Source organism: Mycolicibacterium celeriflavum (genome assembly GCF_010731795.1).
Taxonomy (GTDB): Bacteria; Actinomycetota; Actinomycetes; order Mycobacteriales; family Mycobacteriaceae; genus Mycobacterium; species Mycobacterium celeriflavum.
On the sequence record NZ_AP022591.1, the window covers coordinates 4,458,931 to 4,479,185 of the forward strand.

The window sequence follows — 20,255 nt, forward strand, 5'->3', positions numbered from 1 at the left end:
GTTTCCTGCTCCGTCGCCAGGACTCGAACCTGAACTATCTGAACCAAAATCAGAGGTGCTGCCGATTACACCACGACGGATCGATCACCTCGTGATGCTAGTCCAACGCACTACCCTCGAAAGCGTGGCTGCACTCGACAAAGACGTGCGGGCGCCGCGCGCGCGGATGACCGGCGCCGAGCGGCGCCATCAGCTCATCGACGTCGCCCGGTCGCTGTTCGCCGAGCGGGGCTACGAGGGCACCTCGATCGAGGAGATCGCCCAGCGCGCGAACGTCTCCAAGCCCGTCGTCTACGAGCATTTCGGCGGTAAGGAAGGGCTGTACGCGGTGGTGGTCGACCGCGAGATGTCGGCCCTGCTCGACGGGATCACGTCGTCGTTGACCAGGATGACCAACAACCGCTCCCGGCTGCGCATCGAACGCGTCGCGCTGGCGCTGCTGACCTACGTCGACGAGCGCACCGACGGGTTCCGCATCCTGATCCGCGATTCCCCGGCGGCGATCACGTCGGGCAGCACCTACTCGACGCTGCTCAACGAGGCGGTCAATCAGGTGTCGTCGATCCTGGCCGGGGATTTCTCCCGCCGCGGGCTGGACCCGGAGATGGCACCGCTGTACGCCCAGGCGTTGGTCGGGTCGGTGTCGATGACCGCGCAGTGGTGGCTCGACGTGCGCGAGCCGAAGAAGGAAGTGGTGGCCGCGCATCTGGTCAACCTGTGCTGGAACGGCCTGATGCATCTGGAGAACGACCCGCCGCTGCTTGAGGACTGAACCCTGTCGGGTCAGCGCCCGCACTCAGATCAGGCCGGTTGCGTCCGCAGCAAAATAGGCGGGGATGAACACCAGCAGCGAGAGCGGTCCGGCGAGCCAACCGATCAGCATTCCGCGACCGATGGCGCCCCATTTGCCAGGACGACTGGCAAGGACTCCGGCCACGACGAGATCGACGAGCAGGATCGGAAGCGCAAACAGAGTCAGGAGAAAATAGGGGAGAAAGATCCAAGTCGCGAATTGCACTACGAGGATGTTTGCGACTGCGGCCACGAAACCAGCTGGGCCATAACGGTTTTTCGACGACCCGGCGGTCATGTCGCTTGCCACTGAATTATCCAGAATCCGTAGACAATGCCGCCGATGAGGACGATTGCGAATGAGCCCAGAATGCTGATGCCGATGCCCCGCGCGCGCGACGAGCTCGAACTGAAGAGCAAAACCGTGGCGACGAGGCAGAGAAGGAAAGTAGTAGCGGCACCAGCAAGAAACGATGCGAATCCATGTAGCGCAGCAGGAGCCTTCCCGAATAACCACGAGATGGCGATTAGTCCTGCCAGCACGAGTTGGGTTGTGAACGGCGACGCCCAGGTTGCTGTCGACCAGGTGCGGGAATCCAAGTCGGACAGTCGAACGGTCAATTGCATCGGGGCGACTCTCGATCCTTTGCTCAGAATTGCGTGACGCCTGGCTGTGATGGGCTTGTGGGGACGGTCGGCGGGCTGGCTGTGGGACCCAATTCAGTTGTCGGAAGCGGAACCCGCACATCGTACTGAGGGTTCCAGCCGCTGGTATCGAACGGCCCGAATGCCGACCCGCCCTGGCCTACCTCATGGTGCTCGGGAAGGTTCACCATGGGGCCTGTCGAGTTCCCGGCGATCGCAGGGTCGATGAGCACAGTGCGAGTGGAGCCGTTTGGCAGATCCTGGTACACCTCCAGCGACGGATAATTCGTGAGTTCCATCGACCTCAGATCTGTGACTTGGGTGACGGATGTGGCGGAACCGTCATCTTCGTCACGTCCCGTGCCCCGCAACCCCTTCGGCGGCCGACTCCTAAGATGGACTCATCATGACCGCATCGGGGACCCTTTCTGTCCCGACCCCGATCGCCGGGCTTGTCGAACTGGCGTTACGCGATCCCTCACTGGTCGAGCTCTCGCGTCGTGCCGCCGACAGACCCGCCGATCTCACCGTCGTCGGCCCGGCCAGCGCCCGGCTGTTCGTCGCGTCCGCGCTCGAGCAGACCGGGCCGCTCGTCGTGGTCACCGCGACCGGTCGCGAGGCCGACGACCTGACCGCCGAACTGCGCGGTGTGCTCGGCGGTGCCGTCGCGATGTTCCCGTCCTGGGAAACGCTGCCGCACGAACGGCTCTCGCCGGGAGTCGACACGATCGGCGCGCGGCTGATGGTATTGCGCAGGCTGGCCCGCCCCGACGACGAGCGGCTCGGCCCGCCGCTGCGCGTGGTCGTCACGACCGCCAGGTCGCTGCTGCAGCCGATGGCGCCCGACGTGGCCGACGTCGAGCCGGTGACGTTGACCGTCGGTGTCGAATCCGACTTTGACGAAGTGGTCGCGCGCCTCGTCGAACTGGCCTACACCCGCGTCGACATGGTCGGCAAGCGCGGCGAGTTCGCGGTGCGCGGCGGCATCCTCGACCTCTTCCCGCCGACCTACGAGCACCCGGTCCGCGTCGAGTTCTGGGGCGACGAGGTGTCCGAGATACGGATGTTCTCGGTCGCCGATCAGCGGTCGATTCCGGAGATCGCGGTCGACACCGTGATCGCCGTGCCGTGCCGCGAGGTGCTGCTGACCGAGGACGTCCGGGCCAGGGCCGTCGAACTCGCCCGTGAACACCCCGTGCTGGAGAACTCGCTGCCCGGCAGCGTGCCTGACATGCTGGCCAAGTTGTCCGAGGGCATCCCGGTCGACGGCATGGAGGCGCTGCTGCCGTTGCTGCGCACCGGCGAGTTGTCGACGTTGTCCGATCACCTGCCCGCGGGCACGCCGCTGTTGATCTGCGATCCGGAGAAGGTCCGCACCCGCGCCGCCGACCTGATCAAGACCGGCCGCGAGTTCCTCGAAGCGTCTTGGTCGACGGCGGCCGTCGGTGGCGATGTGCCGATCGACCTCGAGGCGCTGGGCGCGTCGGGATTCGTCGAACTCGACGACGCCCGCTCCGCCGCCCGCGCCACCGGCCACCCCTGGTGGACGTTGAGCCAGTTGTCCGACGAGGCCGCACTGGAGGTGAACATCCGGCCTGCACCGTCGGCGCGCGGCTCGCAAGCCAGCATCACCGAGATCTTCGCAATGCTGCGGGCCCACGTCGCGACCGGCGGCCACGCAGCGATCGTCACTCCCGGTGCGGGCACCGCGCAGCGTGTCGTCGAGCAGCTCGCCGAATCCGACGTTCCGGCAGGGCTTTTGGAGCCGGGCGGCACGCCCAAGGAAGGCGTCGTCGGCGTGCTCAAGGGGCCGCTGCACGACGGCGTGGTCATCTCGGGCGCGAACCTGGTGGTGATCACCGAGACCGACCTCACCGGCAACCGGGCCGCCGCCACCGAGGGCAAGCGGCTGGCGGCCAAGCGGCGCAACGTGGTCGACCCGTTGGCGCTCACCGCGGGCGATCTGGTGGTGCACGACCAGCACGGCATCGGCCGGTTCGTCGAGATGACCGAGCGCGTGGTGGGCGGCGCCCGCCGCGAGTATCTGGTGCTGGAGTACGCCTCGTCCAAGCGCGGCCAGAAGGCCGACCGGCTCTACGTGCCGATGGATTCGCTCGACCAGCTGTCCCGCTATGTCGGCGGGGAGTCGCCGACGCTGAGCAGGCTGGGCGGCAGCGACTGGACGAACACCAAGACCAAGGCGCGCCGCGCGGTCAGGGAGATCGCCGCCGAGTTGGTTTCGCTGTACGCCAAGCGCCAAGCCTCGGCCGGCCACGCGTTCGCCGCCGACAGCCCGTGGCAGGCCGAGATGGAGGATGCGTTCGGCTTCACCGAGACCGTCGACCAGCTGACCGCGATCACCGAGGTCAAGGCCGACATGGAGAAACCGGTTCCGATGGACCGGGTGATCTGCGGCGACGTCGGTTACGGCAAGACCGAGATCGCGGTGCGCGCGGCATTCAAGGCGGTGCAGGACGGCAAACAGGTCGCGGTACTGGTGCCGACGACGCTGCTCGCCGATCAGCACCTGCAGACGTTCACCGAGCGCATGGCCGGTTTCCCGGTCACCGTCAAGGGGCTGTCCAGGTTCACCACGCCCGCCGAGTCCAAGGCGGCGCTCGACGGCATGAAGGACGGCAGCGTCGACATCGTGATCGGCACGCACCGACTGCTGCAGACCGGCGTGACGTGGAAGGACCTCGGCCTGGTCGTGGTCGACGAGGAGCAGCGCTTCGGCGTCGAGCACAAGGAGCACATCAAGTCGATGCGCACCCACGTCGACGTGCTGACCATGAGCGCCACCCCGATTCCCCGCACGCTGGAGATGAGCCTGGCCGGCATTCGCGAGATGTCGACGATCCTCACCCCGCCCGAGGAGCGCTACCCGGTGCTCACCTACGTGGGGCCGCACGACGACAAGCAGGTCGCCGCCGCACTGCGGCGTGAACTTCTGCGGGACGGGCAGGTGTTCTACATCCACAACCGGGTCAGGTCGATCGACCAGGCCGCCGCCAAGGTGCGCGAACTCGTTCCCGAGGCGCGCGTGGTGGTGGCGCACGGTCAGATGCCGGAGGAACAACTCGAGCGCACTGTCGAGGGATTCTGGAACCGCGAATACGACATCCTGGTCTGCACGACGATCGTCGAGACCGGCCTGGACATCTCCAACGCCAACACGTTGATCGTCGAACGCGCCGACACCTTCGGCCTCTCCCAGCTGCATCAGCTCAGGGGCCGCGTCGGACGTAGCCGCGAACGTGGATATGCGTACTTCATGTATCCGCCGGAGGTTCCGCTGACCGAGACCGCGTACGACCGGTTGGCCACCATCGCGCAGAACAACGAGTTGGGCGCGGGCATGGCCGTCGCGATGAAGGACCTGGAGATCCGCGGCGCCGGCAATGTGCTCGGCGCGGAGCAGTCCGGCCACGTCGCCGGCGTCGGCTTCGACCTCTACGTGCGTCTGGTCGGCGAGGCGGTCGAGGCCTACCGTGCGGCGGCGGACGGCAAAACCATTGCCGCACCGGAAGAGCCGAAAGATGTGCGCATCGACCTTCCGGTCGACGCGCACCTGCCGCCGGACTACATCGGCAGCGACCGGTTGCGTCTGGAGGGGTATCGCAGGCTGGCGGCGGCCGCCGACGAGAGCGCGATCGATTCCGTGATCGAGGAGCTCATCGACCGGTACGGCCCGCTGCCCGAACCCGCGCAGCGGCTGGTGGCCGTCGCGCGCCTGCGGTTGCTGCTCAAGCGGTACGGCATCACCGAGGTCAGTTCGGTTTCGGAGTCGACGCTGCGGCTGGCGCCGTTGCAGCTGATGGACTCCGGCCAACTTCGGCTCAAGCGGATGTACCCGAGTGCGCATTACCGGGCGACCACGTCGACGGTGCAGGTCCCGATCCCGCGCGCCGGGGACGGCCTCGGTGCGCCACGCATCCGCGACCTCGAACTGGTGCAGATGGTCGCCGACCTGGTGCTGGCCCTGGACGGAAAGCCCCAAGGCAGTGTCGATGTGATTTCCGGCCCGAAATCTGGCGCCTGATTGCCCTGCTCAGGGCGTTTCTGTGCATTTTTCTCGCCTGGATCGGGCAGCGCTGATAACGGGGCGGGGGCGTGGATGCGACATACACAGTGGGGGTCAAGGTGTTGCAAGTCGTCCAAACCGCGGGCGGCGGGATCGTCTGACATACGGCGGTCGAGCAATTCCCAAACCGAACATCACGCGATTGCCATCGAGCTGGTTGGTGCGCGTCGCGATGACGCAAGGCGAAGGAGTTAACGATGAACTTCAAGAAGTTGGCTGTAACCACGACGATGACCGGTGCACTCGGACTCGGCTCGCTCGGCCTTGGTGCGGGTCTCGCACAGGCTGACCCGCCGCCGCCTCCGATTCCCGTTCCGGCCATTCCCAACGTGGACGTGCCGAACGTGAACGTCCCTGATGTCAACGTGCCGAATGTGAACGTCCCCGACGTCAACGTGCCGAATGTGAACGTCCCTGACGTCGACGTTCCCGATGTGAACGTTCCTGATGTCGACGTGCCGGACGTGAACGTTCCTGATGTCGACGTGCCGGACGTGAACGTTCCTGATGTCGACGTGCCGGATGTGAACGTTCCCGACGTGGAGTTTCCTGAGGTGGACCACTACTTCAAGCTTCCGAACGGACACATCCCGCCGGGGCAGCTGAAGAACGCGGCGTTCATCAACGGGGTCCCGAACCCGTTCTTCGGAATCCCTCCGGGCCAGCTCAAGAAGCTGCCCGAGGTGAACGGCATCGTCAACCCGTTCTTCGATGAGGCGCCGGGGCACTGGGAGATTCCGGACGACCCGTTCCCGCCGGAGTCCTGAGTCACAGAATGTGACACGATGGCCGCCTTGCCTTCCCGGCAGGGCGGCCATCCCCTGTCGGGGCCACCCGGTGACGGCCAAGCGCGCGTTACCGGCTCTCGCCAGGCGTCGAGGCCCGACAATGTGTTGATATAACCGAGTGAACAGCGGTCTCGTCGACAAGCGTGAGGGGGTGCAGCCCGATGACCGTCGTACTGGTCGACCCCCGCCGCCCGTCACTGATCCCCATCGACGCGATCGATCTGCTTGCCGGTGACGTTCAGTACACCGAGGAGATGCCGATCAAGGTGCCGTGGTCGTTGCCCGCGGCGCGGCCCGCCTACGACGGCGACCAGGCGCCGGTGCTGCTGTCCTCGGACTCCGAGCACCCCGCGGTCAAGGCCCGACTGGCCGCCGGCGAGAAGGTGATCTCCGCGCCCGACGCCGCTCCCGGGGAGCGCCTGGTCGACGCCGTCGCGATGATGGACAAGCTGCGTACCGCCGGCCCGTGGGAGAGCGAGCAGACGCACGACTCGCTGCGGCGCTACCTGCTCGAGGAAACCTACGAAGTGTTCGACGCGGTGCACAGCGGTAACGCCGATGCGTTACGAGAGGAACTCGGAGATGTGTTGTTGCAGGTGCTCTTTCACGCCCGCATCGCCGAAGATGCACCGCAGAATCCGTTCAGCATCGACGACGTCGCCGATTCGCTGGTGCGCAAGCTGGGCAACCGGGTGCCTGCGGTGCTCGCCGGTGAGCCGGTCTCGCTGGACGAACAGCTCGCCCAGTGGGAGGAGCGCAAGGCTCTAGAAAAATCGCGTGGCTCGCTGATGGATGATGTGCCGACAGGTCAGCCCGCTCTGGCCTTGGCGCAGAAGGTCATTGAGCGGGTCAGCGCCGCCGGGTTGCCCGCAGACCTGATCCCGGCGGCGATGACGTCGGTGTCCGTGTCAGCCGGCAGCGACGCCGAGAACACCTTGCGGTCTGCGGTGCTGGAGTTCATGGAAGCCGTCCGGCGGGCCGAGCACGCGGTCGCGGTCAGCCGCCGCGGCGACGACGTGCCGGAGGAACTCGACGCCACGTCGCTGGGCCAGGTGAGCGAGGCGGAGTGGCGCCAGCACTGGCCGTCCGGCGAACAGGACGGAAACGACCGGAACGCCGAGACCGATGAAGTTACCGAGACCGATGAACCAGATGAGACGGATGCGGCGGAGGAGGCGGATGAGGCTGGCGCAGCGGAAGGGGCCGACGAGGCCCAGACCGAGGTCGAACAAGCAGCGGATTCGGCGCGCTGAAAACCGCTGAACGATCATTTGCGCGCCCGAATCGCTCGCTCCGCTGAGTCGCCGTGTCCCGAACGCATGGGAACATTGGCAGCAACCGAAGTTGGTTGAGGGGATTTAGTGTCGCCGGTGCGTTGGTTGCGTGCTGTCGCCGTATTGGGTGCGACGGCGCTGCTCTTGGCTTCCAGCTGCTCATGGCAGCTGGGTACACCCATCCCCGAGGGTGTGCCACCGCCACCGGGCGATCCGGTGCCCAAGATCGACACTTACGCCAAGGGCCGCCCGGCTGACCAACTCCGCGACTGGGCCGCCGAACGTTCCCCCAAACTAGGCATTCCCGTCGCCGCCCTCGAGGCGTACGCCTACGCGGCCCGGGTAGCGGAGGTGGAGAACCCCGACTGCAAGCTGACCTGGACGACGCTGGCGGGCATCGGACAGGTGGAAAGCCACCACGGCACCTACCGCGGCGCGGCGATCGAAGCCAACGGCGACGTCAACCCGCCCATCCGGGGCGTCTGGCTCGACGGCACCAACGGGAACCTGGAGATCCTCGACGACGCCGCGATAAGCCACGACGGCGACTCGCAATTCGCCCGCGCGATGGGGCCGATGCAGTTCATCCCCGAGACCTGGCAGCACTACGGCGTCGACGCCAACAACGACGGCCACATCAGCGCCGACAACATCGACGACGCCGCGCTGTCCGCGGCGGGCTATCTGTGCTGGACCGGCAAGGACCTCGCGACGCCGCGCGGGTGGATGAACGCGTTACGCGCCTACAACCACTCCGACCAGTACGCGCGCACGGTGCGCGACTGGGCCACCGCCTACGCCAACGGACACCCCCTCTAAACACGCCGGGCGAACAGCGAGGCTTTAGGCTCGTCGGTTGACGCGCACTTCACGCCCGATACCACCAAGACATCCCGAGGAGACGCCAGTGCCCACAATCGATCAGGTCGGAGCCCGAGAAATCCTCGACTCCCGGGGAAACCCGACGGTCGAGGTCGAGGTTCTGCTGGGAGACGGCTCGTTCGCGCGCGCCGCTGTGCCGTCGGGCGCCTCGACGGGTGAGCACGAGGCCGTCGAACTCCGCGACGGCGGCTCCCGTTACGGCGGCAAGGGCGTCGAAAAGGCCGTCGAAGCCGTGCTCGACGAGATCGGCCCGGCGATCATCGGACTGCAGGCCGATGATCAGCGGGTCGTGGACCAGGCGCTGCTCGATCTCGACGGCACGCCCGACAAGTCGCGCCTGGGCGCCAACGCGATCCTGGGGGCCTCGCTGGCCGTGGCCAAGGCCGCGGCGCACGCAGCCGATCTCGACCTGTTCCGCTACCTCGGCGGCCCCAACGCCCACATCCTGCCGGTGCCGATGATGAACATCCTCAACGGCGGTGCACACGCCGACACTGGCGTCGACGTGCAGGAGTTCATGGTCGCGCCGATCGGGGCGGCGTCGTTCAAGGAGGCGCTGCGCTGGGGTGCCGAGGTGTACCACTCGCTGAAGTCGGTGCTCAAGAAGCAGGGGCTGGCGACCGGTCTCGGCGACGAGGGCGGGTTCGCCCCCGACGTGGCGGGCACCAAGGCCGCCCTAGACCTCATCCTGACCGCGATCGAGGCAAGCGGCTTCAAACCCGGCACCGATGTGGCGCTGGCGCTCGACGTCGCCGCCACCGAGTTCTACTCCGACGGGCAGGGCTACACGTTCGAGAACGAGGTACGGACCGCTGAGGCGATGGGTCAGTTCTACGCGGGCCTGCTCGACACCTATCCGTTGGTCTCGATCGAGGATCCGCTGTCGGAGGACGACTGGGACGGGTGGATCGCGCTGACGTCGGCGATCGGGGATCGCGTGCAGCTGGTCGGCGACGATCTGTTCGTCACCAACCCGGAGCGTCTCGAGGAGGGGATCCAAAAGGGCGCCGCGAACGCGCTTCTGGTGAAGGTCAACCAGATCGGCACGCTGACCGAGACGCTCGACGCGGTGGCGCTGGCGCACAACAGCGGCTACCGCACGATGATGAGCCACCGCAGCGGCGAAACCGAGGACACCACGATCGCCGACCTCTCGGTCGCGGTGGGAAGCGGCCAGATCAAGACCGGCGCGCCCGCCCGCAGCGAACGCGTCGCCAAGTACAACCAGCTGCTGCGCATCGAGGAGAACCTCGGCGACGCCGCCCGCTACGCCGGTGACCTGGCGTTCCCACGGTTTGCGCTGGACTCGAAATAGGCCGTGAAATAGCCCGTGCCCGAAGCGAAACGGCCCGACCCGAAGCGTCGGTCACCGACCTCCCGACCAGGTAAGTCGGGCAAGGCCGGCGCAGTCGGGAAGGGCCGTCCACGCACGGCGGCGCGCCGTGAGCCGCGTGGTACCGAATCGCGTCCCGCCGCCGAGGCGTCGACGGAGTCGCAGCCGAAGGACACCGGCGTCGTCATCCGGCGCGCGATCGCGGACTCTGCGGAACAGCAGTCCGAGCAGCGGTTCGGCTCCGCGGCGCGGCGCGCGGCCATCCTTGCGGCGGTGGTGTGCGTGCTGACGTTGACCATCGCCGGGCCGGTGCGTACTTATTTCGCGCAGCGCACCGAGATGAAGCAACTCAAGGCCACCGAAGAGCAGTTGCGCGCCCAGATCGCCGACCTCGAGCAGCAGAAGGAGAAACTGGCCGACCCGGTGTTCATCGCGGCGCAGGCCCGCGAGCGCCTGGGCTTCGTCATGCCCGGGGAGATCCCGTACCAGGTACAGCTGCCCGCGAACGTCGCGGTGCCGGGCCAACCCGACGAAGAGCCGACGACCGCGCACCGCGACCAGCCGTGGTACACGGCGCTGTGGCACACGATCGCCGATGCGCCGCACGGGGTTTCGCCCGCCCCACTGCCCGGGGTGCCACCTGTGCCCGGTGCACCGCGACCACCGTCTCCCGCCCCGCCCGCTCCCGGTGGTTGAGCGCTCGGACCTCGACGCCGTCGCGCGGCAACTGGGCCGTGAACCCCGCGGCGTGCTCGAGGTCGCCTACCGGTGTCCCAACGGCGAGCCCGGTGTCGTCAAGACAGCGCCGAAACTTCCGGACGGAACACCGTTTCCGACGTTGTACTACCTGACGCATCCGACGCTCACCGCGGCCGCCAGCAGGCTGGAGTCCTCCGGTTTGATGCGGGAGATGACCGAGCGCCTCGAGACCGACCCGCAACTGGCGCAGGCATATCGGAAGGCGCACGAAAAATACCTCGCCGAACGAGACGCGATCGAACCGTTGGGGACGACGTTCTCCGGCGGCGGCATGCCGGACCGGGTCAAGTGCCTGCACGTGCTGATCGCCCACTCACTGGCGAAGGGGCCCGGCACCAACCCGCTCGGCGACGAAGCGCTAGCCGCATTGGCCGACGACCCGGCGATGGAGGGCATCCTCGAGCCTGGAAGGTGGTCTGATGAGTAGGGTCGGCGCCATTGACTGCGGTACCAACTCGATTCGGCTGCTGATCGCCGATCGGGTGCAAGGCAAGCTGGTCGACGTGCACCGCGAGATGCGGATCGTCCGGCTGGGCCAGGGCGTCGACGCCACAGGGCAATTCGCCGCGGAGGCACTCGACCGGACCAGGGCGGCGCTGGTCGATTATGCCGAGCTGATGCGCCGCCACGGCGTGTCGAAGGTCCGGATGGTCGCGACTTCAGCGACGAGGGATGCCGCCAATCGGGACGTGTTCTTCGCGATGACGGCCGAGGTGCTGGGCGCGGTCGCGTCGGGGGCCGTCGCCGAGGTGATCACCGGCACCGAGGAGGCCGCGTTGTCGTTCCGCGGCGCGGTCGACGAACTGGACGCGGCCGCAGGGCCTTTCGTGGTCGCCGACCTCGGCGGTGGTTCGACCGAGGTGGTGCTGGGCGTCGGGGGCGGCTCCGACGTGACCGCCAGCTATTCGGCCGACATCGGCTGCGTCCGGCTGACCGAACGGTGCCTGCACTCCGATCCGCCGACGTCCACCGAGGTCGCCTCCGCGCGAGAGGTGGTCCGCGCCGGGCTGAGCGAGGCGTTCGGTGCGGTGCCGGTCGAACAGGCCCGCACCTGGGTCGGGGTGGCGGGCACCATGACCACGCTGTCGGCGCTGGCGCACCGGATGCCGGTGTACGACTCGGATGCCATTCACCTGTCCCGGGTTCCGTTCGGTGAACTGCTGACGGTGTGCGACGAGCTGATCGCGATGCCGCGTAGCCGGCGCGCCGCGCTCGGACCGATGCACGAGGGCCGCGTCGACGTCATCGGCGGCGGCGCGATCATCGTCGAGGAGTTGGCGCAGGCATTGCGGCTGCGGGCCGGCATCGACGAGCTCACGGTCAGCGAACACGACATCCTCGACGGTATCGCGCTCTCGATCGCCGACTGACCACCGACGCATTCCTCTCACATCGAGGACCTTCGTCCCTAGCCCGGCCCGGTCGCCGCGAGCCACTGTGGAGTACGAGAACGAACTCTCACACAGGAAGCGCACGAACCGCCATGAACGCTCACTTTCCGGATCACGACACCATCCGCACGGCGTTGTCGCTCGCCACCAGGGCGCCCTCCATCCACAACACGCAACCGTGGCGGTGGCGGGTCGGAGACGAAAGTCTGCACCTGTACGCCGATCCGGACCGGCAGCTGCCCAACGCCGATCCCGACAGCCGCGACCTGCTGCTGAGTTGCGGAATCGCGTTACACCACGCGGTGGTCGCGTTGGCGGCGCTCGGCTGGCACGCCAAGGTTCACCGGTTCCCGAATCCCGCGCAACCGCAGCACCTGGCCGCCATCGAGGTGCGTCCCCGGACCGCCGGTGAGGTGGACGTGGTACTGGCGGCGGCCATCCCGAGGCGACGCACCGACCGCAGGCTCTACAACTCCTGGTGCGTCCCGGAGGCCGACATCGCGTTGATGGGCGCACGGGCCGCCCGGTGCGGCGTGATGTTGCGCGAGGTCGCGATGCTTCCGAAGCTGCAACACATTGTCGCCCAAGCTGTTCAACAGCATGTCTCGAACGAGGACTACCTGCGTGAGCTGACCACGTGGAGCGGACGCCACGCATCGCTGGCGGGGTGCCCGCCCGCAACATTCCGCAGTCGGATCCGCGCGCCGCCCTCCCTGGCCGCCTCTTCGCCGGTCCCGCGCTGGCCCAACCGCCCGAGGTGTCGCCTGAGGACGACTCGGCGACGGTGCTGGCGCTGGGGACCAAGGACGACGGCCCGCTGGCGCGGCTGCGCGCCGGTGAGGCGACCAGCCTGACGCTGCTCACGGCGACCGCGCTGGGGTTGGCGAGCTGCCCGGTCACCGAGCCCCTCGAGGTCGCCGAAACTCGGGAGGCGTTGCGGGAGGACGTGTTCGGCGACAGCGGCTACCCGCAGATGCTGTTGCGCATCGGCTGGGCGCCGGTGAATGCCGATCCGCTGCCGTCCACACCGCGGCGTGCGTTGGCCGACGTCGTGGACTGGCCCGACTAGTTCCTGGCCAGTGGCGCCCGCCACCGCAGCAGGGTGCCGCCTTGCGGACGGTGCTCGAGGGTGAACTCCCCACCCACCTCATCGGCGCGTTTGCGCAGGTTCGTCAGCCCGCTGCCGGTGATGTCGTCGGGGACGCCACGGCCGTCGTCGGTGACCTCGATGGTGAGGTGGTCGTCGACCCGGACATCGACGGTCATCGTGGTCGCCTTCGCGTGTCGAACTGTGTTGCTGATGGCCTCGCGCACAACGGCTTCGGCGTGATCAGCCAGCGTCGCGTCGACGATAGACAGCGGTCCGGCGAACTGCACCGTGGTTCGCATGCCCGGATTGGCGAACTCGTCGACCGCCGCGTCCAGCCGTTGACGCAGTCGCGTCGCGACCGACGGTGCGCTCTGCAGGTTGAAGATCGTGGTCCTGATCTCCTGGATGACCTCCTGCAGATTGTCCACGCAGTCGGTCAGCCGCTGCTGGACTTCCACCGACCGCGCGCGCGGAATCGTGCCCTGCAAGGACAATCCGACCGCGAACAGCCGCTGAATGACATGGTCGTGCAAATCGCGGGCGATGCGGTCCCGATCGGTCAGCACGTCGAGTTCGCGCATCCGGCGCTGCGATGTGGCGAGCTGCCAGGCGAGCGCGGCCTGATCGGTGAAGGCGGCCATCATCTCGAGCTGTTCTGAGGTGAACGGGTAAGCGTCGGGGCCTCGGAGGGCGGCGACCACGCCGGCGATGGTCTCCGTGTTGCGAAGTGGCAGCACGAGTGCGGGTCCGGCGCCGGTACCGACGCCGATGTCGACCGATCCGAACTTGCGCGGAATCCCGTCGAGGAACACCTGACCGATCGGTGAGTCGGGGACGGGAACGATTGTGCCGCACAGTTCGCCGCCCAGCGCGCCGGCGGTGGCCGCCACCGTCAGTTCGCCGGCATCCGTCGGCGGCAGGTCGGCGTCGATGGGCATGGCGACGACCGTGGCGTCCGCGCCGGTCAAGTTCAGCGCCTGCGCCGCGATGAGCCGGAACACCGCCGCAGGCTCGGCGCCGGAGAGCATCTCGTTGGCGATGTCGCGGGTCGCCTCGATCCACGACTGGCGGGCCCGGGACTGCTCGTACAGGCGCGCATTCTCGATCGCGATACCGGCTGCGGCGGCGAACGCTTCGACCAGGATCTCGTCGTCTTCGCTGAACGGTCGTCCATCGGCTTTCTCGGCGAGATAGAGATTGCCGAACACCTCATCGCGGATGCGCAGTGGAACCCCGAGGAAGGTGCGCATCGGCGGGTGATTCGGTGGGAAGCCGACAGACGCCGGATGTTGCCGAATATCCTTCAGCCGAATGGGTTTCGGATCGTCCATCAGCACGCCGAGTACGCCGCGCCCTTCGGGCAGGTGCCCGATCAGCTCCCGCGTCGGTTCGTCGATTCCCTGGTAGACGAACTCGACCAACTCGTGGCCGTCGCCGCGAACGCCCAGCGCGCCGTACCGAGCGTCGACGAGATCGCTTGCGGTGCGTACGATCGTGCGCAGCGTCGCGTCCAACTCGAGGCCCGCGGTGACCACCAGCATGGCATCCACCAGTCCGTCGAGGCGATCACGGCCCTCGACGAGCTGACCGACCCGGTCCTGCACCTCCGCCAGCAGCTCGCGAAGCCGCAACTGCGACAACGCGTCACGCAGAGACCGGCCGCCGCGCGACCCATCCGCCGCAGTCGGGTCGGTCACGGCTTGCGGTCCAGCTTCGATGCGAAGACCGCGGCCTGCGTCCGGCGCTCCATGCCGAGTTTCGCGAGCAACCGCGACACGTAGTTCTTCACGGTCTTCTCCGCCAGGAACATCCGTGCCGCGATCTGCCTGTTGGTCAGCCCTTCGCCGAGCAACCCGAGCAGTGTCCGCTCCTGCTCGGTCAATCCGGAAAGCGGGTCCTTGCGGTCGGTCGAGCCACGCAGCTTCGCCATCAACGCCGCCGCAGCGCGGTTGTCGAGAAGCGATCTGCCCGCGCCGACGTCCTTGATGGCCTGCGCGAGCTCCATTCCCTTAATGTCCTTGATGACGAACCCGCTGGCGCCGGCGAGGATCGCATCGAGCATCGCCTCGTCGGAGGTGTACGACGTCAATATCAGGCAGCGCAGTTCGGGCAGGTCGGACAACAGGTCGCGGCACAATTCGATTCCGTTGCCGTCGGGCAGGCGCACATCGAGGACGGCGACATCCGGGCGCAGGGCGGGGATTCTGGCCATGGCCTCGGCGACGGACCCGGCTTCGCCGACGACCTTGAGTTCCGGATCGGATGCCAGCAGGTCCACCAGGCCGCGCCTGACGACCTCATGGTCGTCGACCAAGAACACCGTGACCACGCGAAGCCCTCCCAACTGCGCACCGTTAGCGGCGAGTCTCCATGACTTCCCGTACCGACCGCCGCGGTGTCGGTGCCGGCGTGTCTTCGATGGTCGGCGCTTTCCCGACGCGAATCAACACCTGTGGCACCGCGTTGCGGCCCGTCAGCCCGCGGATGGCATCGCGACCGACCTCCACCTCGGTGAGGTGGGTCATCGGGCAGGTCGCCATCCCGGCGGCCGTGAGGTCCAGCAACAACCTCGACAACGCCTGTCCGCAGGTGAGGGCGTCCTCGCGGGTGTCCGCCGGCGTCGACAGAACCAGGATCTCGGCTTGGTCGTGCGCCGTCACGGACCGGCGGTCGAGGTGACCACTGGGCCGGAAGTTGCGGTTGACCCCCACCCGCCGCCGCTCCGATTCCGACACCAGCGCGCTCGGCGGAACACCTTCGGAGAGCCGGAACGGCGCGGTCCACCATTGAAGTTCGCGATGGTAGAGATCGTCGGCAGAGCGTAGCGACTCGGTGAGCCGGGCCGCCTCGGCCAGTTCGGCATGCGTCTGTCCGGCGAGGACGTCGACGAAGTAGCTTTCGTCGGAAGCGTTCGGTAGCACCAGGTTCAGCGATTCGCCGGGCGGTCGAAACGGCAGCCGGTCCGTGCGCCGGCGCAGGATCGCATCGGCACGCGCCCGCGACGCCGGTGTGACGGCTCCCGGAGAACTGATGCGCACCGACGCGAGGTGGTCGATCCTGTCCGGGTCGGGGAACGCCTCGACGGTGGTGTTCCAGCCCGCGGCGGCCATCGCGACACGGAAGTGATCGAGGGCCGCGCCGCAGCCGATGAGGGCCTCGCGCCCCGAGTTGTCCGCCGAGCGGATCACCCTACTGCGGTCGGCGTGCAGGTCCACCGTCGTCTTGCCGACCACCCACCGCCACGGTTGGCTGTTGTGCAATGACGGTGCGCGGCATGCCAAGTCGACGGCATTGGCGATCACGTCGATGTGAACCGTCGTGGTGTCAGGACGAGACGACATCTTCGTCCCTTCCGCGATACTGCGGCAGGCCGCGTTCCCGGAAGCGGCGTCCGGTCATCTTCTCGGTGCGGATCCGCACGAAGTGATCCCGGCGCCCGTCGACCCACGGCTGGAGAAAAGTTCCGGACAATTCGACGAGTTCCTCGACGTCGGTGATCGGCTCGGCGTGCCCGACGACGGTGACACTCCAGCCGGTGCGCAGGTCGGCATCGAGTTCGTCAGCCTGGAACGCCACGACCTGATTGTCGGTTGCCGCAGCCAGTTTCGGCCCGCCGGCGACCCGGATCACCACGTCGTCACGCCAGAGCCGGAAGTTCACCGGCTGCACCGCAGGCAACGCGTCCTCGGTGAAAACCAGCCGGCCCACCCGGACTCCTTGCAGCAGGTCCAGACACTGCCTGCGGTTGAGGGCCTCCAGCTGATGTCCCGTGGTCACCGCAATCATCCTCCTTGCACCAGAGCCAGGGTGCCGACGGGGGTGGCGCGCCAATGCCCGCTCAGGCAGGCCAGTCGGCTCACCGCCCGCTCGATGCCGTCGGCGAGCTCGTTGACGTCGGGTGCGGCGTCGTAGTCGCCGATGATGCCGAACGCGAGGTGGTCAGCGTAGCTCAGCATCGCGATGCCGGTCCGCAATTGCAGCGCCAGCGGCGGGATGGGCAGCAACCGGATCACCTCTCGGCCCATGAGCCGCAACCGTTTGCGGGGACCCGGGACATTCGTCGCCAACGTGACGACACCGCGCTGAGGGAGCCGGGTCAACGTTCGAACCGCCCACGCCGTGAGCGCATAGGGGATGGCGTTCGCGGCGGCGACGAAGATGCTCCCCGCCTCGCGTTGTCCGCTCGACTTGGTCCTGGTCAGCCGAGCGTGCACGGTCTGCAGCTGCTGAATCGGGTCGGCCTTGTCGACCGGGAGGTACGGCAGCATCACCGAGACGCGGTTGTCGGGCTTGTCGGCCGCATCGGTGGACCGCACCGACACCGGCACCAGGGTGCGCAGCGAGTTGCTGCGGGGCTGCTCGCCGCGACGCATCAGCATGGTGCGGAAGCTGTCGGTGATCGCTGCCAGCGCAACGTCGTTGACCGTGACATCGAAGCGTTCGCAGATCTGCGTCACGTCGCCCAGCGACACCTCGACCGAGGCGTAACGACGCATGTTCGTCACCGGCCCGGTCAGCGACGACGATGCGGCGGGCCGCAGCAGTCCGCCCGCGATTTCGACGGCCCCCTGCAGCGCCTGGCCGGCGGCGGACGTCACCCCTCGAGATGTCCGCCACGCCGAGGTCACCCAATCGATCGGGTTCAACGTCAGCGCGGGCAGCCGCAGTCCCCCCGCCGCCGGAGCATGCGCAGCGCGGATCGCCGTCGCGAACGTCTCGCCGCCGTGGTCATCGCAGAGGCCGGTGAGCAGATGGGTCGCTGCCACTCCGTCGGCGATGCAGTGGTGGATCTTCATCAGCATCGCCCACCGGTTGTAGGCCAGGCCGTCGACGATCCAGCATTCCCACAGGGGGCGGTCGCGGTCCAGTCGTCGCTCCATCACCTCGGCAGCCCAGCGGAACAACGCCGCATCGTCGCCCGGCCGCGGCAACGCCGCACGACGGATGTGATGGGAGATGTCGACGTCCGCGCCGTCCATCCACTCGGGGGCACCGAGATCGAGCGGATGCGTGCGCAGGGTCTGCCTGAAGCGCGGCACCGCCATCAACCGCTCGGCCAGACCCGATGCGAGCGAGTCGAAGTCGGGCATCGGGCCGGCGAGGACGGCGATGGCTCCGATCGCGAGGCTCACGTGTGGGTCGGAGTCCTCGGCTTGCAGGAATCCCGCATCTAAGGTGGTGAGCTGCTCCATACGTCCACTGTCTGCCGTCGGCGGACGCGGCAGTAGGGCCTTAGGTCCCTACCTGGTCACCGTGTGGCGCGACGGTGCAGGGGCGTGTCGTACACCGATGCCAGCCACCCGAGGGCCAACGCACCCACCAGCAGGCCGAAGTCCCGCAATGCGACGTCGTAGAACCCGGGGTAACTCACCAGGTTGACGATGATTCCCGCGAGCCAGAGCGCGACGACGTAGGCGGCGTACCGGGGTTTGACCGCCACCGCAACGCCGGCCGCGATCTCGACCACCCCGACGATCAGCATCGTCTGATGCGCGGTGAAAGGACTGAGGTCGACGATCCACGGCGCGAGGTACCCGTCCCAGTCGGTCAGCAGGTTGGTGAATTTGTCCAGGCCGAACAGGATCGGCAGCGCGGTGAATCCGATTCGCAGCAGCAGGTAGGCCGCGTAGGCGGGATCGGTGCGGGCGCGTTGCAGCGGGCCCGTCGGGGCGTGATCCGGCGCCGGCTGGACGTTCGAGGTGGCCATGGCGATTCCTTTCTAAAACGCAGACTTCTGTCTTTTAGACCACACCCGCCGCACGCATTTGTCAAGAGTTATTGGTGTTAGAATTCGCAGATGGCTCGCCGGTTCGCGGACCCCGCCTCCCTGACGGCGCTGAACAGCCTGGATGATCCTCTGCGTCGCCGCCTGCACGACTACGTCGTGGAGCACGGCGCGCCGGTTTCGCGTGACGCGGCGGCCGCCGCGGTGGGAATCGGCCGCACATTGGCCGCCTACCACTTGGACAAGCTCGCCGACGCCGGCCTGCTGGACGTCAGCTACGAGCGGCCGCCCGGCCGCGGCGGCCCCGGCGCCGGGCGTCCCGCCAAGCTCTACACCGGTACGGCCGACGAGATCGTCGTCAGCGTGCCGCCGCGCGACTACCTGTTGCTCGCGCGGTTGCTTGTCTCGTCGATCGAGCAGGACGCCGGCGGGGCGGTCCGGTCGGCGTTGACCAGGGCCGCCCGCGACACCGGGCGACGGGCCGCCGTCGACGCCGAGGGCGACGTGATGGAAGCGCTGCGCGACTGCGGCTACCTACCCCAGGCGGACGCCGACGGATGTGTCACGTTGCGCAACTGTCCGTTCCACTCAGTCGCGAAGGACCACCTGGAAGTCGTGTGCGGACTGAACCTTCAGTTGGTCGAGGGCGTCATCGAGGGCAGCTCGAGTCCCGGCGCGCGCGCAGAGCTGAGTCCGCGCGAGGGCCGGTGCTGTGTGCTGGTGCGCGGCGCGTCCCGTCAGGGCGCCGCCGACGACTGAGTCACCAGCCTCGCCGGTGCGGGCGCGAACCGACGAGCTCACCGTCGTCGAAGACATCGCGGCTGCGGTAGACGATGTAGGGCCGGAACAGGTAGCCGATCGGCGCGCTGAACACGTGCACCAGCCGGGTGAACGGCCACAGGCAGAACAGCACCAGCGCGATCATCACGTGGATGTGGAACCACAGCGGCGCCTGCGCCATCAGATCGCCGCGTGGCTGCAGGATCCAGATGGACCGGAACCACGGCGACACGGTCTGGCGGTAATCGTGTTCGGCGCCCACGGGCGTCGCGCCGATCAGGGTGCAGGCCAGGCCGGCGATTATCGCCATAACCAGCACCAGATACATGACCTTGTCGTTGGCGGTGGTGGCCAGAAAGACCGGGCCCGTGGTGCGGCGGCGGAATACCAGCAACGCGATTCCCGTCAGCGTGGTGACACCGGCGATGGCGCCGAGGACCATTGCCTGAAGGTGATAGGCATGATCGCTGAGTCCGATTGCGTCGGTCCATGATTCGGGGATCACCAAACCGATGATGTGTCCGACGATGACCACCAGGATGCCGAAGTGGAACATCGGGCTGCCGATGCGCAGCAACCGTGATTCGTACAGCTGCGACGAACGGGTGGTCCAGCCGAACTTGTCGTAGCGGTATCGCCACCAGATCCCGACCGCGACGATCGCCAACGTCACGTACGGCACGATGTCCCAGAAGATCTCCCAACCCGACAT

Annotated in this window: 18 protein-coding genes, 1 tRNA gene and 1 pseudogene; 11 read left to right on the top strand and 9 right to left on the bottom strand. The window is 67.5% G+C overall.

Annotation, left to right across the window (positions count from 1 at the left end):
- Positions 1–8 precede the first annotated feature (8 nt).
- Positions 9–80: transfer RNA gene (locus G6N18_RS21400), tRNA-Gln, on the bottom strand.
- An 86-nt stretch (positions 81–166) separates the two neighbouring features.
- Here G6N18_RS21400 and G6N18_RS21405 point away from each other — a divergent pair.
- A complete protein-coding gene (locus G6N18_RS21405) occupies positions 167–772 on the top strand; it encodes a TetR/AcrR family transcriptional regulator (RefSeq protein ID WP_059166112.1) in 606 nt (201 codons plus the stop codon).
- Between the two features lie 24 nt (positions 773–796).
- Here G6N18_RS21405 and G6N18_RS21410 read toward each other — a convergent pair whose 3' ends face one another.
- Positions 797–1,102: a hypothetical protein gene (locus G6N18_RS21410; protein ID WP_234783652.1), complete on the bottom strand. Its 306-nt coding sequence runs from the start codon at positions 1,100–1,102 to the stop codon at positions 797–799.
- Between the two features lie 741 nt (positions 1,103–1,843).
- On the opposite strand from G6N18_RS21410, the gene mfd reads away from it, so the two are divergent.
- The 9 genes and pseudogenes from mfd to G6N18_RS21455 all read left to right on the top strand — a co-directional run bounded on the left by mfd (position 1,844) and on the right by G6N18_RS21455 (position 13,017).
- Positions 1,844–5,479 carry a transcription-repair coupling factor gene (mfd, locus tag G6N18_RS21415; protein ID WP_083004436.1) on the top strand — a complete coding sequence of 1,212 codons (3,636 nt, stop codon included), beginning with the start codon at positions 1,844–1,846 and terminating at the stop codon, positions 5,477–5,479.
- A gap of 239 nt (positions 5,480–5,718) precedes the next feature.
- A complete protein-coding gene (locus tag G6N18_RS21420; protein ID WP_067221022.1) occupies positions 5,719–6,288 on the top strand; it encodes a hypothetical protein in 570 nt (189 codons plus the stop codon).
- Positions 6,289–6,470: 182 nt separating this feature from the next.
- Positions 6,471–7,562 (top strand): nucleoside triphosphate pyrophosphohydrolase, encoded by a 1,092-nt coding sequence (locus G6N18_RS21425; RefSeq protein WP_083004433.1) that lies wholly within the window; start codon positions 6,471–6,473, stop codon positions 7,560–7,562.
- Positions 7,563–7,670: 108 nt separating this feature from the next.
- The gene (locus G6N18_RS21430; RefSeq protein WP_067221025.1) at positions 7,671–8,402 is read left to right on the top strand and encodes a lytic transglycosylase domain-containing protein; all 732 of its coding nucleotides are present in this window, start codon (positions 7,671–7,673) and stop codon (positions 8,400–8,402) included.
- Positions 8,403–8,490: 88 nt separating this feature from the next.
- Positions 8,491–9,780 (top strand): phosphopyruvate hydratase, encoded by a 1,290-nt coding sequence (gene eno / locus G6N18_RS21435; protein ID WP_067221029.1) that lies wholly within the window; start codon positions 8,491–8,493, stop codon positions 9,778–9,780.
- 15 nt (positions 9,781–9,795) lie between these two features.
- Positions 9,796–10,494 (top strand): FtsB family cell division protein, encoded by a 699-nt coding sequence (locus tag G6N18_RS21440; protein WP_083004431.1) that lies wholly within the window; start codon positions 9,796–9,798, stop codon positions 10,492–10,494.
- Complete coding sequence (locus G6N18_RS21445) at positions 10,487–10,984, top strand: DUF501 domain-containing protein (protein WP_083004427.1); 498 nt, start codon at positions 10,487–10,489, stop codon at positions 10,982–10,984. The genes G6N18_RS21440 and G6N18_RS21445 overlap by 8 nt, the downstream gene beginning before the upstream one ends.
- Positions 10,977–11,927, top strand: coding sequence for a Ppx/GppA phosphatase family protein (locus G6N18_RS21450; protein WP_083004424.1), 951 nt, complete (start codon positions 10,977–10,979; stop codon positions 11,925–11,927). The genes G6N18_RS21445 and G6N18_RS21450 overlap by 8 nt, the downstream gene beginning before the upstream one ends.
- 113 nt (positions 11,928–12,040) lie before the next feature.
- A pseudogene (locus G6N18_RS21455) lies at positions 12,041–13,017 on the top strand (Acg family FMN-binding oxidoreductase).
- Here G6N18_RS21455 and G6N18_RS21460 read toward each other — a convergent pair.
- Genes G6N18_RS21460 through G6N18_RS21485 form a run of 6 tightly spaced genes read right to left on the bottom strand, consistent with a single transcriptional unit; the run spans position 13,014 to position 18,745 of the window.
- Positions 13,014–14,735, bottom strand: coding sequence for a sensor histidine kinase (locus tag G6N18_RS21460; protein ID WP_083004422.1), 1,722 nt, complete (start codon positions 14,733–14,735; stop codon positions 13,014–13,016). The pseudogene G6N18_RS21455 and the gene G6N18_RS21460 overlap by 4 nt on opposite strands.
- Positions 14,732–15,367, bottom strand: coding sequence for a hypoxia response regulator transcription factor DosR/DevR (gene dosR, locus G6N18_RS21465; RefSeq protein ID WP_083004419.1), 636 nt, complete (start codon positions 15,365–15,367; stop codon positions 14,732–14,734). The genes G6N18_RS21460 and dosR overlap by 4 nt, the downstream gene beginning before the upstream one ends.
- A 25-nt stretch (positions 15,368–15,392) precedes the next feature.
- Positions 15,393–16,379 carry an Acg family FMN-binding oxidoreductase gene (locus G6N18_RS21470; RefSeq protein WP_083004416.1) on the bottom strand — a complete coding sequence of 329 codons (987 nt, stop codon included), beginning with the start codon at positions 16,377–16,379 and terminating at the stop codon, positions 15,393–15,395.
- Positions 16,363–16,815 carry a pyridoxamine 5'-phosphate oxidase family protein gene (locus G6N18_RS21475; RefSeq protein ID WP_109749508.1) on the bottom strand — a complete coding sequence of 151 codons (453 nt, stop codon included), beginning with the start codon at positions 16,813–16,815 and terminating at the stop codon, positions 16,363–16,365. The genes G6N18_RS21470 and G6N18_RS21475 overlap by 17 nt, the downstream gene beginning before the upstream one ends.
- Positions 16,816–16,820: 5 nt before the next feature.
- A complete protein-coding gene (locus tag G6N18_RS21480; protein WP_083004410.1) occupies positions 16,821–18,230 on the bottom strand; it encodes a WS/DGAT/MGAT family O-acyltransferase in 1,410 nt (469 codons plus the stop codon).
- Positions 18,231–18,286: 56 nt separating this feature from the next.
- Entirely contained in the window at positions 18,287–18,745 is a 459-nt protein-coding gene (locus tag G6N18_RS21485) for a hypothetical protein (RefSeq protein WP_083004407.1), read from the bottom strand.
- 90 nt (positions 18,746–18,835) lie between these two features.
- On the opposite strand from G6N18_RS21485, the gene G6N18_RS21490 reads away from it, so the two are divergent.
- The gene (locus G6N18_RS21490) at positions 18,836–19,522 is read left to right on the top strand and encodes a helix-turn-helix transcriptional regulator (RefSeq protein ID WP_083004404.1); all 687 of its coding nucleotides are present in this window, start codon (positions 18,836–18,838) and stop codon (positions 19,520–19,522) included.
- Between the two features lies 1 nt (position 19,523).
- On the opposite strand, the gene narI is transcribed toward G6N18_RS21490, so the two are convergent.
- Complete coding sequence (narI, locus tag G6N18_RS21495) at positions 19,524–20,255, bottom strand: respiratory nitrate reductase subunit gamma (RefSeq protein WP_083004400.1); 732 nt, start codon at positions 20,253–20,255, stop codon at positions 19,524–19,526.

Excerpts from the sequence above, each read along its gene's own strand:
- G6N18_RS21405 (WP_059166112.1), top strand. The coding sequence starts at position 167 with ATGACCGGCGCCGAGCGGCGCCATCAGCTCATCGACGTCGCCCGGTCG.
- mfd (WP_083004436.1), top strand. The coding sequence starts at position 1,844 with ATGACCGCATCGGGGACCCTTTCTGTCCCGACCCCGATCGCCGGGCTT.
- G6N18_RS21420 (WP_067221022.1), top strand. The coding sequence starts at position 5,719 with ATGAACTTCAAGAAGTTGGCTGTAACCACGACGATGACCGGTGCACTC.
- G6N18_RS21425 (WP_083004433.1), top strand. The coding sequence starts at position 6,471 with ATGACCGTCGTACTGGTCGACCCCCGCCGCCCGTCACTGATCCCCATC.
- G6N18_RS21450 (WP_083004424.1), top strand. The coding sequence starts at position 10,977 with ATGAGTAGGGTCGGCGCCATTGACTGCGGTACCAACTCGATTCGGCTG.
- G6N18_RS21470 (WP_083004416.1), bottom strand. The coding sequence starts at position 16,379 with ATGTCGTCTCGTCCTGACACCACGACGGTTCACATCGACGTGATCGCC.
- G6N18_RS21480 (WP_083004410.1), bottom strand. The coding sequence starts at position 18,230 with ATGGAGCAGCTCACCACCTTAGATGCGGGATTCCTGCAAGCCGAGGAC.
- G6N18_RS21485 (WP_083004407.1), bottom strand. The coding sequence starts at position 18,745 with ATGGCCACCTCGAACGTCCAGCCGGCGCCGGATCACGCCCCGACGGGC.
- G6N18_RS21490 (WP_083004404.1), top strand. The coding sequence starts at position 18,836 with ATGGCTCGCCGGTTCGCGGACCCCGCCTCCCTGACGGCGCTGAACAGC.
- narI (WP_083004400.1), bottom strand. The coding sequence starts at position 20,255 with ATGTCGGGTTGGGAGATCTTCTGGGACATCGTGCCGTACGTGACGTTG.